The 12,440-nt window shown below is 60.9% G+C and carries 12 protein-coding genes; 9 read left to right on the top strand and 3 right to left on the bottom strand.

Annotated elements, in window-relative coordinates:
• Positions 1-94: 94 nt before the first annotated feature.
• Positions 95-1,414: an NCS2 family permease gene (locus tag P3R38_RS17005; protein WP_238546561.1), complete on the top strand. Its 1,320-nt coding sequence runs from the start codon at positions 95-97 to the stop codon at positions 1,412-1,414.
• Between the two features lie 813 nt (positions 1,415-2,227).
• On the opposite strand, the gene uraH is transcribed toward P3R38_RS17005, so the two are convergent.
• A complete protein-coding gene (gene uraH, locus P3R38_RS17010; RefSeq protein ID WP_023381446.1) occupies positions 2,228-2,581 on the bottom strand; it encodes a hydroxyisourate hydrolase in 354 nt (117 codons plus the stop codon).
• 397 nt (positions 2,582-2,978) lie between these two features.
• Between uraH and puuE the strand changes: the two genes are divergently transcribed.
• The 7 genes from puuE (at position 2,979) to P3R38_RS17045 (ending at position 10,017) form a co-directional block, all read left to right on the top strand.
• Complete coding sequence (gene puuE / locus P3R38_RS17015; RefSeq protein ID WP_023381447.1) at positions 2,979-3,905, top strand: allantoinase PuuE; 927 nt, start codon at positions 2,979-2,981, stop codon at positions 3,903-3,905.
• The gene (gene uraD / locus P3R38_RS17020; RefSeq protein ID WP_023381448.1) at positions 3,905-4,420 is read left to right on the top strand and encodes a 2-oxo-4-hydroxy-4-carboxy-5-ureidoimidazoline decarboxylase; all 516 of its coding nucleotides are present in this window, start codon (positions 3,905-3,907) and stop codon (positions 4,418-4,420) included. The genes puuE and uraD overlap by 1 nt, the downstream gene beginning before the upstream one ends.
• Before the next feature lie 107 nt (positions 4,421-4,527).
• Positions 4,528-5,031, top strand: coding sequence for an ureidoglycolate lyase (locus tag P3R38_RS17025; protein WP_012315446.1), 504 nt, complete (start codon positions 4,528-4,530; stop codon positions 5,029-5,031).
• 43 nt (positions 5,032-5,074) lie between these two features.
• Entirely contained in the window at positions 5,075-6,403 is a 1,329-nt protein-coding gene (locus tag P3R38_RS17030) for a urate hydroxylase PuuD (protein WP_027907559.1), read from the top strand.
• Positions 6,404-6,601: 198 nt separating this feature from the next.
• Positions 6,602-7,957, top strand: coding sequence for a nucleobase:cation symporter-2 family protein (locus tag P3R38_RS17035; RefSeq protein ID WP_104881436.1), 1,356 nt, complete (start codon positions 6,602-6,604; stop codon positions 7,955-7,957).
• Between the two features lie 136 nt (positions 7,958-8,093).
• Positions 8,094-8,879: an outer membrane protein OmpK gene (locus P3R38_RS17040; protein WP_104881435.1), complete on the top strand. Its 786-nt coding sequence runs from the start codon at positions 8,094-8,096 to the stop codon at positions 8,877-8,879.
• A gap of 355 nt (positions 8,880-9,234) precedes the next feature.
• Entirely contained in the window at positions 9,235-10,017 is a 783-nt protein-coding gene (locus tag P3R38_RS17045; RefSeq protein ID WP_104881434.1) for an outer membrane protein OmpK, read from the top strand.
• A gap of 96 nt (positions 10,018-10,113) precedes the next feature.
• On the opposite strand, the gene P3R38_RS17050 is transcribed toward P3R38_RS17045, so the two are convergent.
• Positions 10,114-11,028 carry a DUF808 domain-containing protein gene (locus P3R38_RS17050; RefSeq protein WP_104881433.1) on the bottom strand — a complete coding sequence of 305 codons (915 nt, stop codon included), beginning with the start codon at positions 11,026-11,028 and terminating at the stop codon, positions 10,114-10,116.
• 132 nt (positions 11,029-11,160) lie between these two features.
• Here P3R38_RS17050 and P3R38_RS17055 point away from each other — a divergent pair, with 132 nt between their 5' ends.
• Positions 11,161-11,772, top strand: coding sequence for a TetR/AcrR family transcriptional regulator (locus P3R38_RS17055; RefSeq protein WP_023381456.1), 612 nt, complete (start codon positions 11,161-11,163; stop codon positions 11,770-11,772).
• 91 nt (positions 11,773-11,863) lie between these two features.
• Here P3R38_RS17055 and P3R38_RS17060 read toward each other — a convergent pair whose 3' ends face one another.
• The gene (locus P3R38_RS17060) at positions 11,864-12,304 is read right to left on the bottom strand and encodes a heme-binding protein (protein ID WP_023381457.1); all 441 of its coding nucleotides are present in this window, start codon (positions 12,302-12,304) and stop codon (positions 11,864-11,866) included.
• Between the last annotated feature and the right edge of the window lie 136 nt (positions 12,305-12,440).

A 12,440-nucleotide genomic window follows, 5' to 3' on the forward strand; every position in this document is an offset into this window, starting at 1 on the left:
GCCAAGCGCTTTTGCGCAGGACGAAGGCTCCACAACAACAAGAAAGACTTGAGGAGTACTCGCTGTGGAAAGCCGCAAATCCGAAGCCCCTACGCTGGATCTCGCGCCGCCGCTCGAAACGAGCTGGCTGGAGCGGATTTTCAAACTCAAGCAACACGGCAGCACTGTCCGAACCGAGCTGATCGCCGGGGTGACCACCTTCATCACCATGGCGTACATCATTTTCGTCAACCCCAACATCATGGCCGACGCAGGTATCGACCATGGCGCGGCCTTCGTCGCCACCTGCATCGCCGCCGCCCTCGGCTGCCTGCTGATGGGCCTTTACGCCAACTGGCCGGTGGGCCTGGCACCGGGCATGGGGCTTAACGCCTTCTTTACCTACACCGTGGTCGGGACCATGGGCTACAACTGGGAAACAGCGCTCGGGGCCGTGTTCGTCTCGGGCGTGCTGTTCATGTTCCTGACCTTGTCGAAGGTTCGCGAATGGTTGCTCAACAGCATCCCAGTGAGCCTGCGACATGCCATGGGTGCCGGGGTCGGACTGTTTCTCGGACTGATCGGCCTCAAGACCGCAGGGATCATCGTCGACAGCCCGGCCACACTGATCAAGCTCGGCTCGCTGCACGAGCCTGGTCCGCTGCTGGCGGCGGTGTGCTTCCTGATGATCGCCATCCTCAGCTACAAGCGGGTGTTCGGCGCCATCCTGATCAGCATCATCGGCGTCACCGTCGCTGGCTGGGGCTTGGGTCTGGTGAAGTTCGGTGGCGTGATGTCGATGCCACCGAGCCTGGCACCCACCTGGATGGCCATGGATGTGGCGGGCGTGTTCAACGTCAGCATGATCAGCGTGGTACTGGCGTTCCTCTTCGTGCACATGTTCGACACCGCCGGCACCCTGATGGGCGTAGCCCAGCGGGCCAACCTGGTGGCAGCGGATGGGCGTATCGAAAACCTGTCGAAGGCCCTGAAGGCCGACAGTGCCTCCAGTGTGTTCGGAGCGGTGGTCGGCGTGCCACCTGTGACCAGCTACGTGGAGAGTGCCGCGGGTGTCGCGGCGGGTGGCCGTACTGGCTTGACTGCAGTGGTCGTCGGCGTCCTGTTCATCGCCGCGATGTTCTTCGCGCCACTGGCCGGGATGATCCCTGCCTATGCCACTGCTGGTGCACTGATCTATGTAGCGATGCTGATGATGGGCAGCATGGCGCACATTCACTGGGATGAAGCCACCGACAGCATTCCAGCGATCGTTACCGTGATCATGATGCCGCTGACCTTCTCGGTCGCCGATGGTATTGCCCTGGGCTTCATCAGCTATGTGGCATTGAAGGCAGGCACTGGCAAGTACAAGGAAATCTCTGCCAGCCTTTGGGTACTGTGCGCGATTTTCATTGCCAAGTTCGTGTTTCTTTAATTCGTGAATGGCTTGGCTTTAGCTTTTTAGCGATTGCGAGATCGAGCGCCGCCCGCGCGGCGCATCGCGAGCAAAGCTCGCTCCTACGTCTGTTTCAGGTCGGTCTTCCTGTTTGAGGCGCACGACCGCTGTGTTGCATGGCTCGCGATGCGCCGCGCAGGCGGCGCTCGATTTCAAGCCCACCCCAAATCCGCGCCCTACACCACACGCCACCCTCCTCTTTTTTCACCGTGGCCGAAGGGTATGCCCCAGGTTCCGGTAGCTTGGCTTGAGCTTTCTAGCAATTGCAAGATCGAGCGCCGCCCGCGCGGCGCATCGCGAGCAAAGCTCGCTCCTACGTCTGTTTCAGGTCGGTCTTCCTGTTTGAGGCGCACGACCGCTGTGTTGCATGGCTCGCGATGCGCCGCGCAGGCGGCGCTCGATTTCAAGCCCACCCCAAATCCGCGCCCTACACCACACGCCACCCTCCTCTTTTTTCACCGTGGCCGAAGGGTATGCCCCAGGTTCCGGTAGCTTGGCTTGAGCTTTCTAGCAATTGCAAGATCGAGCGCCGCCCGCGCGGCGCATCGCGAGCAAAGCTCGCTCCTACGTCTGTTTCAGGTCGGTCTTCCTGCTTGAGGCGCACGCCCGCTTTGCTGCATGGCTCGGTAGGAGCGAGCCTTGCTCGCGATGCGCCGCGCAGGCGGCGCTCGATTTCAAGCCCACCCACATCCGCGCCCGACACCACACGCCACCCTCTTTTTCTGCAGACGAAAAAAAGCCCGCCAGTGTGAGAGCGGGCCAAGGACCTACGAAGATTCTTCTAGCGACCCACTAGCTTCCACGATAGGTCGAATAGCTATACGGCGAGATCAACAGCGGCACGTGGTAATGCTCCTGCTTCTCGTCGATGCCAAAGCGCAGCACAACAACATCCAGAAACGCCGGCTCCGGCAACTGCACGCCGCGAGCACGGTAATAAGCGCCCGCACTGAACTGCAACTGATAGACACCGGTACGGTAATCGTCGCCTTGCAGCAACGGTGCGTCGACCCGCCCATCGCTGTTGGTCAGCGCAGTGTTCACCAGCTCCAGCTGCTGGCCTTCTACGCGATAGAGCTCGACCTTGATCGAGCTGCCTGGGCAGCCGTGCGCGGCATCCAGTACGTGTGTGGTCAAACGTCCCATTGCTTGTCGCCTCTTGTGCAGATCGTGGGCAGAAAATACTCGGCATGGCACCAAAATGGACCTCGCCGTATGCGGGAATGCAGTCATTAAGACATTTTCACGAAAGATTGTACACAATTTTCTAAACCCTTCCTTCGCCCTCCTCCCTGCGCCCCGACAAACCGGCCACCAGTCGCAAATACAGGCCCAGCGCAGACGTCAACGTCATTAACTGACCAAGTGGGCAGGTTTCTTGCAAAGACTTAACCGGCAAGGCTCATGCGACAAATGGGAAGAAATGCGGAAAAACAGGCTTACAAAAGATTTCAGAAGTTGTATACAATCAGCCCATCCGGTGGTGCGACATCCCGACGCGGCCCGCCCACCCCCGCACAAACGCACAAGAAGGAAGACTGCAGTGAGCGCTGACTACCCTCGCGACCTGATCGGTTACGGCAACAACCCACCTCACCCGCAATGGCCGGGCAACGCCCGTATCGCGCTGTCTTTCGTGCTCAACTACGAAGAAGGCGGCGAGCGCAACATCCTGCACGGTGACAAAGAGTCCGAAGCCTTCCTCTCCGAAATGGTTGCCGCCCAGCCACTGCAGGGTGTGCGCAACATGAGCATGGAGTCGCTGTACGAGTATGGTAGCCGCGCCGGTGTCTGGCGCCTGCTCAAGCTGTTCAAGGACAGCGGCGTACCCCTGACCATCTTCGCCGTGGCCATGGCCGCCCAGCGCCACCCGGACGTCATCCGCGCCATGGTCGAGGCCGGCCACGAGATCTGCAGCCACGGTTACCGCTGGATCGACTACCAGTACATGGACGAGGCCCAGGAGCGCGAGCACATGCTCGAAGCCATCCGCATCCTCACCGAGCTGACCGGCGAGCGCCCGCTGGGCTGGTACACCGGCCGCACCGGCCCAAACACCCGTCGCCTGGTGATGGAGGAAGGTGGCTTCCTCTATGACAGCGACACCTATGACGACGACCTGCCCTACTGGGAGCCAAACAACCCCACCGGCAAACCGCACTTGGTGATCCCCTACACCCTGGACACCAACGACATGCGCTTCACCCAGGTGCAGGGCTTCAACTGCGGCGAGCAGTTCTTCCAGTACCTCAAGGATGCCTTCGACGTGCTGTATGCCGAAGGCGCCGAAGCGCCGAAGATGCTCTCCATCGGCCTGCACTGCCGCCTGGTCGGTCGCCCGGCGCGCCTGGCTGCGCTCAAGCGCTTCGTCGACTACGCCAAGAGCCATGAGCAGGTCTGGTTCGCCCGTCGCGTGGATATCGCCCGCCACTGGCACGCCACCCACCCGTACAAGAAAGAGAACGCCTGATGACTGCCTTCAAGACCCTCAAGCCCTCCACCCTGGACCGTGACGCCTTCGTCGAGGCCTTCGCCGACATCTACGAGCACTCGCCGTGGGTTGCCGAAAAGGCCTACGACCTCGGCCAGCTGGGTGAGCTGGACGAGATCGAAGCCCTGCACCAGCGCATGAGCGATATCCTGCTCAGCGCAAGCCACGCAGAGCAACTGGCCCTGATCAACGCTCACCCGGACCTGGCCGGCAAGGCCGCCATCCAGGGCGAGCTGACCGAATCGAGCACCAACGAGCAAGCCGGTGCCGGCATTCACCAGTGCACCGCCGAGGAGTTCGCCCGGTTCACCGAACTGAACGATGCCTACAAAGCCAAGTTCCAGTTCCCGTTCATCATGGCGGTTAAAGGCAGCAACCGGCACCAGATCCTGGCCTCGTTCGAAAAACGCATTCACAACGATGCCGAAGCAGAGTTCAAGGAAGCCCTGGCACAGATCAACCTGATTGCCCTGTTCCGCCTGCTGCAGCTTTAAGGACCGAGCGCAGCCGTGGCCCGAGTGCGTGACGCGTCCGTACCCAGGGCCTGGCCTGCAAGCCGGTCCACCTATTCAAGAACAACGAACATAGAAGAGATAACCGCATGCGCACCCTGATGATCGAGCCCCTGACCAAAGAAGCCTTCGCCCCCTTCGGTGACGTGATCGAAACCGACGGCAGCGACCACTTCATGATCAACAACGGCTCGACCATGCGCTTTCACAAGCTCGCCACGGTCGAGACCGCAGAGCCTGAAGACAAAGCGATCATCAGCATCTTCCGCGCCGACGCGCTGGACATGCCGCTGACCGTGCGCATGCTGGAACGCCATCCGCTGGGCAGCCAGGCTTTCATCCCGCTGCTCGGCAACCCCTTTCTGATCGTGGTCGCGCCCGTTGGCGATGCACCTGTATCAGGCTTGGTCCGAGCCTTCCGCAGTAATGGCAGGCAGGGCGTTAATTACCATCGCGGCGTCTGGCACCACCCGGTGCTGACGATCGAAAAGCGGGATGACTTCCTGGTGGTTGATCGCAGTGGTTCCGGCAACAACTGCGACGAGCATTACTTCACCGAGGAACAGATGCTGATCCTCAATCCCCACCAATAAGAAAAGGTCGGTCATCGTTCGGTGACCGGCAGAGGTACATACTGTGGAAGCACACCTTCACGAATGGCTGAACCTGAGCATTCGCTGGGTTCACATGATCACCGGTATCGCCTGGATCGGTGCATCGTTCTACTTCGTCTGGCTTGAAAACAACCTGAACCGGAGCAATCCGCGCGAGGGGCTGTCGGGTGACCTATGGGCCATCCACGGCGGTGGTATCTACCACCTTGAGAAGTACAAGCTGGCACCGCCGAAAATGCCCGAGAACCTGCACTGGTTCAAATGGGAAGCCTACTTCACCTGGATGTCCGGTATCGCCTTGCTGTGCGTGGTGTTCTACTGGAACCCGGCCCTGTACCTGCTGGCCCCTGGCAGCACCCTGAGCGGTGCCGAGGGCGTGGCCATCGGTATCGGTTCGCTGATCGCCAGCTGGTTCATCTACGACTTCCTGTGCGACTCGCCCCTGGGTAAAAAGCCTGCGCTGCTCGGTGCCGTGCTGTTCGTGCTGATCATCGCCGCCTGCTTCGGCTTCAGCCAGGTATTCAGCGGCCGTGGGGCATACCTGCATACCGGCGCGATCATCGGCACCATCATGGTCGGCAACGTGTTCCGGATCATCATGCCGGCCCAGCGTCAGCTGGTGGCCGCGATCGAAAACAACACCACCCCTGACCCGGTTCTGCCGGCCAAGGGCCTGCTGCGTTCGCGCCACAACAACTACTTCACCCTGCCGGTGCTGTTCATCATGATCAGCAACCACTTCCCGAGCACCTATGGCAGCCAATACAACTGGCTGATCCTGGCTGGGATCGCAGTGGCCGCGGTACTGATCCGTCACTATTTCAACACCCGCCATGACAGCAATAAGTACGCCTGGACCCTGCCTGTCGGTGCCCTGGCAATGATCTGCCTGGCCTACGTCACCGGTCCCAAGCCGATGGCTGTAGCGCCTGAACAAGCCGCGGCGAAGATCGAGTACCAGCCTCTGCCGGAAACCGCTGTCGGCGGGAAAACCGCAGCCGAGAAGCGTGCCGAGGAGGCCGCCAAGGCCGCCGAAGCGCCTGCGGCGGCTGCGCAAGCCCCGGCCCAGGCCACCGCCCAGGCCGTGACCGATGGATTCGAAAAGATCCATACCGTCATCCAGGAACGCTGCACCGTGTGCCACTCGTCCAAGCCGACCAGCCCACTGTTCAGCGCCGCCCCTGCCGGCGTGATGTTCGACACCCCACAGCAGATCCAGGCCCAAGCCGCGCGCATCCAGGCGCAAGCGGTCGCCAGCCAGATCATGCCACTGGGCAACATCACCCAGATGACCGTGGAAGAGCGCAAGCTCGTCGGTGACTGGATCGCCAAGGGCGCGCCGGTCAACTGATCCAACGGGCACACCCCGCGCCTCCTGGGGAGCGGGCTCGCCCGCGAAGAGGCCGGTAAACCCGGCCTCGGTTTCAAGGCAATACGCAAGCATCGAGCGCTCGGGCCTCATGCGGGAACCCCAGGTCTTCTTCTGAAGACCTGCCGCCTGCAGCCCGGCGCTTGGATCCGAGAATAAAAACAAAACTCGAGGTGCTGCATGTCCGAGTCACGCAAGGCGTACATTCCCGTTGCGCCGCCGCGACAGCCTCTGCCCCTGTTCCAATTGATTCTGGTAGGCCTGCAACACGTTCTGCTGATGTATGGAGGCGCGATTGCCGTGCCTTTGATCATCGGCCAGGCTGCCGGGCTGTCTCGCGAAGAAGTCGCCTTCCTGATCAACGCCGACCTGCTGGTTGCCGGCGTCGCCACGATCATCCAGTCGTTCGGGATCGGCCCAGTGGGCATCCGCATGCCGGTGATGATGGGCGCAAGCTTCGCAGCCGTCGGCAGCATGGTGGCCATGGCCGGCATGCCCGGCGTCGGCCTGCAGGGGATCTTCGGGGCGACCATCGCCGCCGGGTTCTTCGGCATGCTGATCGCGCCGTTCATGTCCAAGGTCGTGCGCTTCTTCCCGCCCTTGGTCACCGGTACGGTGATCACTTCCATCGGCCTCTCGCTGTTCCCGGTCGCGGTCAACTGGGCCGGCGGTGGGCACGAAGCGCAAACCTTCGGCTCGCCGATCTACCTGCTGGTGGCCGGCCTGGTGCTGGCAGTGATCTTGCTGATCAACCGCTTCATGCGCGGGTTCTGGGTGAACGTTTCCGTGCTGGTGGGCATGGGCCTGGGCTACATCCTGGCCGGCTCGATCGGTATGGTCGACCTGTCCGGCCTGTCCGAAGCTCCGTGGTTGCAAGTCGTTACCCCGCTGCACTTCGGCATGCCGACCTTCAGCCTGGCGCCGATCCTGTCCATGTGCCTGGTGGTGGTGATCATCTTCGTCGAGTCCACCGGCATGTTCCTGGCCCTGGGCAAGGTCACCGACCGCGAAGTCACCCCCGGCATGCTGCGTCGCGGCCTGTTGTGCGATGCCGGCGCGTCGTTCGTGGCGGGCTTCTTCAACACCTTCACCCATTCATCCTTCGCCCAGAACATCGGCCTGGTGCAGATGACTGGCGTACGCTGCCGCTACGTCACCGTGGTGGCAGGCGCGCTGCTGATTCTGCTGAGCCTGCTGCCCAAGGCGGCCTTCCTGATCGCTTCGATCCCGCCCGCGGTGCTGGGCGGCGCGTCCATTGCCATGTTCGGCATGGTCACCGCCACCGGGATCAAGATTCTCCAGGAAGCGGACATCGGCGACCGTCGCAACCAGTTGCTGGTTGCGGTCAGCGTCGGCTTCGGTCTGATCCCCGTGGTCCGCCCGGAGTTCTTCGCGCAGATGCCCCATTGGATGGAACCGATCACCCACAGCGGGATCGCCATGGCAACGGTCAGTGCGCTCGTGCTGAACCTACTGTTCAACATCCTCGGGGGTGCTGATCGGGCGGTGCACAACGACGCCTGTCACCAGCATTGAACCAGGGGGCGGCATGCTGCCGCCCCTTTTTCAAGCAAGCAACGACCTCCACCGTCGGCCCGCCGGAATGGGCCGCCCGGGGCGCTTGTGCGCCGAAAAAACCGCTAACAAAAACAATAAGTCCGGGAATCACAACATGAAACGCATCACCTCGTCCCTGCTGCTGGGCAGCAGCCTGTTGGCTACCCTTCCGACGCACGCAGGCGAATGGCTGCAGTGGCATGGCGAAAGCCTGACCTACTTGTACGGCAAGGACTTCAAGGTCAACCCAGACATCCAGCAGACGATCACGTTCGAGCACGCCAACAAATGGAAGTACGGCGATACGTTTCTTTTCGTCGACAAGATTTTCTACAACGGCAAGGCCGACCCCAGCAAAGGCGTGACCACCTACTACGGTGAGTTCAGCCCGCGCCTGTCGTTAGGCAAGATCACTGGCCAGAGCTTCGCGTTCGGCCCGATCAAGGACGTGCTGCTAGCCATGACCTACGAGCGTGGCGAAGGCGACAACGAAGCCTACCTGATCGGTCCGGGCTTCGACCTGAACGTTCCCGGCTTCAACTACTTCACCCTCAATTTCTACCTGCGCAACACCGAAGGCAGCCGCCCAGGTGACAACGTCTGGCAGATCACACCGACGTTCTCCTACACCATCCCCGCCGGCAAATCCGACATTCTGATCGACGGCTACATGGACTGGGTGGTGGACAACGACCAGACCCGACGCGGCACCTACCATTCCAACCTGCAGTTCAACCCGCAGGTCAAGTATGACCTGGGCAAGGCCATGAACCTCGGCGCCAAGCAGCTCTATGTAGGCTTCGAGTACAGCTATTGGAAGGACAAGTACGGCATTGACAGCCAAGGCAATGTGCAGAGCAACCAGAGCGTGTTCAGCGCACTGGTGAAAGTGCATTTCTAAGAAGCTGACCAAACGCCCAAGTTTGTATCACTGTGCTCCAGGACGGAGCACTTGAGACAAGGCGCGCAAGTGAGTAATCTGCGCGCCCCCTCGATCAAGGCAGGATGGATTCTGCCTGCGTTTACTGACCGCTCAGTCAATGAATTCGGGCGGTTGGCCAACGTGTTGCCAGCCTGAAATACCCTTTTCATCCGTTCAGAAAGACGTCGAGCAGGATGGTTGCGTCCAACCCGGAAAAGTTGGCGCAGCTCTTGCCAAACAACTGTGGCTAATCGAAAAAAACTGACTCAAAAGACAAAAAAAAGCGCCAACACCACGCGCTGACAACAATCCAATCAAGGGAGCGACACTCGCAATGCGTACCATCAACAGCCTGATTCTCGCGGGCGGCCTAATGGCCTGCGGCACCTCCTTCGCCGGTGACCTGCTGCAGTGGCAGAACAACAGCCTCACCTATCTGTGGGGCAAGAACTTCAAGGTCAACCCAGAGATCCAGCAAACCGTCACCTTCGAGCACGCGGACGCGTGGAAGTACGGCGACAACTTCATCTTCGTCGACAAGATCTTCTACCAGGGCAAGACGGACGCCAACAATGGCCCGAACACCTACTACGGCGAGATCAGCCCTCGCCTGTCGTTCGGCAAGATCTTCGACCAGAAGCTGGAGTTCGGCCCGGTCAAGGACGTGCTGCTGGCCATGACCTATGAGTTCGGCGAAGGGGACAGCGAGTCGTACCTGATCGGCCCAGGCTTCGACCTGGATATTCCAGGCTTCGACTACTTCCAGTTGAACTTCTACCAGCGCACCACCGACGGCAGCCGCGCCGGTGACAATGTCTGGCAGATCACCCCGGTTTGGTCGTACACCATTCCCGTGGGCTCGTCCGACATCCTGATCGACGGCTTCATGGACTGGGTAGTCGACAATGATGAGAATCGCCGCGGCGAGTATCACGCCAACCTGCACTTCAACCCGCAGGTGAAATACGATCTGGGCAAGGCCCTGCACCTGGGCGAGAAGCAGTTGTACGTCGGCTTCGAGTACGACTACTGGAAGAACAAGTACGGGATCAAGGATTCCGATGCGTTCACCACCGACCAGAACACTGCAAGCTTCCTGGTCAAGGTTCACTTCTGATCATCGGGGCCGCATTGCGGCCCATCGCCGGCAAGCGAGCTCCCACTGTCATTGGACATAACCCTTAGGAGCCAGCTTGCCGGCGATCCATGCCACTCAGCGCGAAGGCCGGACAGCGCGCCACAGCTTCCCAGCCACCGCGACCGCTGCCAATACCACGCCCCCCGCCACCACGCCGGCCACACCATTGAGCAACGCGCCGGTCAGCGCCCCACCGCGCCCTTCACTGAACGCTTCGATGGCGTGATGCAACGGCGCGATGCCGTGTACCAGGATCCCGCCGCCGACCAGGAACATTGCCGCGGTGCCGATCACCGACAGGCTTTTCATCATGTAAGGCGCCGCGCGCAGGATGCCATTGCCGATAGCCTGGGCCATGCGCGACGTTTTCTGAGTCATCCACAGCCCCAGGTCATCGAGCTTGACGATACCGCCCACCAGCCCGTACACGCCGATGGTCATGACGATGGCAATGCCCGACAGCACGATGATCTGCTGGGTCAGCGGCGCATCGGCGACGGTACCCAAGGTGATGGCGATGATTTCGGCCGACAGAATGAAATCGGTGCGCACCGCGCCCTTGATCTTGTCCTTCTCGTACGCCACCAAGTCGACGTTGGTATCGGCCACCGCCTCCTTGAGCGCATCGTGCCCGGCGGCGTCCTCCTCCTTGCTGTGCAGGAACTTGTGCGCCAGCTTCTCGAAACCCTCGAAGCACAAGTAGGCGCCGCCGACCATCAACAGCGGCGTAACCGCCCATGGAATGAACGCACTGATCAGCAGCGCCGCAGGGACCAGGATCAGCTTGTTGACCAACGACCCCTTGGCCACCGCCCACACCACAGGGATCTCTCGCTCGGCACGTACGCCAGTGACCTGTTGGGCATTGAGCGCCAGGTCGTCACCCAGCACGCCCGCAGTCTTCTTCGCCGCGACCTTGGTCATGACCGAGACGTCATCGAGCACCGTGGCGATGTCGTCGATCAGCACCAGTAGACTGCTTCCTGCCATGATTGCCGGTTCCGAATAAGTTGAATGGGCCAGATTCTAGCCGAAAGTCGCTGCCTTGAGCGCCCATTGGGGCCGGTGCTACCATGCCCGATCCCTCTTAGAGGTGGCCAGACACGAGGAAGAGCCCCGACAATGAGCACCATTCGCGAGCGCAACAAGGAACTGATCCTGCGCGCGGCCAGCGAGGAATTCGCCGACAAGGGCTTCGCCGCCACCAAGACCAGCGATATCGCGGCCAAGGCCGGCCTGCCCAAGCCGAACGTGTATTACTACTTCAAGTCCAAGGACAACCTCTACCGCGAGGTCCTGGAAAGCATCATCGCCCCGATCATGCAGGCGTCGACGCCGTTCAATGCCGATGGCGACCCCAGAGAAGTGCTGAGTTCCTACATTCGCTCGAAGATCCGCATCTCCCGCGACCTGCCGCACGCTTCGAAAGTGTTCGCCAGCGAGATCATGCATGGCGCACCGCACCTGTCGCCGAGTCAGGTAGAGCAATTGAACGAGCAGGCACGCCACAACATCGAGTGCATCCAGCGCTGGATCGACCGTGGGCAGATCGCCCATGTGGATGCGCACCACCTGATGTTCAGCATCTGGGCCGCGACCCAGACCTATGCCGACTTCGACTGGCAGATCTCGGCGGTGACCGGCAAGGCCAAGCTGGCCGACAGCGATTATGACGCGGCGGCGGAGACTATCATCCGGATGGTACTCAAAGGCTGTGAGCCTGAGGTGGCCTGAACCACCTGGCGCCATTCGCGGACAAGCCCGCTCCTACAGTCTCTGTGGGAGCAGGCTTGTCCGCGAATAGGTCAGAGCCGGCAATCGAGATTCAGGCAGCTACCCCGGCATCCGCCTTCAACCCGATCTCTTCGATCGCACTGATCGCGCACTGCTCGTCGATATCCGACGTATCTCCACTGATCCCTACCGCCCCCAGCACTTTCCCGTCCTGATCACGAATCAGCACGCCACCTGGAGCCGGCACCACCGGCCGCTCACCCAACCCATTCAATGCCGCGAAAAACGCTGGGCGCTGCTGCGCATCCAACGCCAGCAAACGCGAGCCCTTGCCCAGCGCAATCGCGCCCCATGCCTTGCCCATGGCTACCTCCGGGCGAATCAGGCTCGCCCCATCTTCGCGCTGCAACGCCAGCAGGTGCCCGCCGGCGTCCAGCACCGCCACCGTCAGCGGCGCGGAATTGATCTTGCGGCCCGCAGCCAGCGCGGCGTTCACCAGGCTGACAGCGGCTTTGAGGTTCAAAGCGTTCATGGAAAGGTCCTCTTCTTGTTGTGAGAAGCCCTGAGGGCAGTTGAAAACCGATAGGACAAATAGAACACAACCGCGAATATTTTTGTATACAATAATTTGAAACGATCGTATGCGATCACGCAAACAGCCGTTTTCA

Source organism: Pseudomonas sp. NyZ480 (assembly GCF_029537255.1).
Lineage (GTDB): Bacteria > Pseudomonadota > Gammaproteobacteria > Pseudomonadales > Pseudomonadaceae > Aquipseudomonas > Aquipseudomonas taiwanensis.

Coding starts and splice junctions, on each gene's coding strand:
- uraH (WP_023381446.1), bottom strand. CDS start 2,581: ATGGGACGTTTGACCACACACGTACTGGATGCCGCGCACGGCTGCCCA.
- uraD (WP_023381448.1), top strand. CDS start 3,905: ATGACTGCCTTCAAGACCCTCAAGCCCTCCACCCTGGACCGTGACGCC.
- P3R38_RS17025 (WP_012315446.1), top strand. CDS start 4,528: ATGCGCACCCTGATGATCGAGCCCCTGACCAAAGAAGCCTTCGCCCCC.
- P3R38_RS17035 (WP_104881436.1), top strand. CDS start 6,602: ATGTCCGAGTCACGCAAGGCGTACATTCCCGTTGCGCCGCCGCGACAG.
- P3R38_RS17040 (WP_104881435.1), top strand. CDS start 8,094: ATGAAACGCATCACCTCGTCCCTGCTGCTGGGCAGCAGCCTGTTGGCT.
- P3R38_RS17045 (WP_104881434.1), top strand. CDS start 9,235: ATGCGTACCATCAACAGCCTGATTCTCGCGGGCGGCCTAATGGCCTGC.
- P3R38_RS17050 (WP_104881433.1), bottom strand. CDS start 11,028: ATGGCAGGAAGCAGTCTACTGGTGCTGATCGACGACATCGCCACGGTG.
- P3R38_RS17055 (WP_023381456.1), top strand. CDS start 11,161: ATGAGCACCATTCGCGAGCGCAACAAGGAACTGATCCTGCGCGCGGCC.
- P3R38_RS17060 (WP_023381457.1), bottom strand. CDS start 12,304: ATGAACGCTTTGAACCTCAAAGCCGCTGTCAGCCTGGTGAACGCCGCG.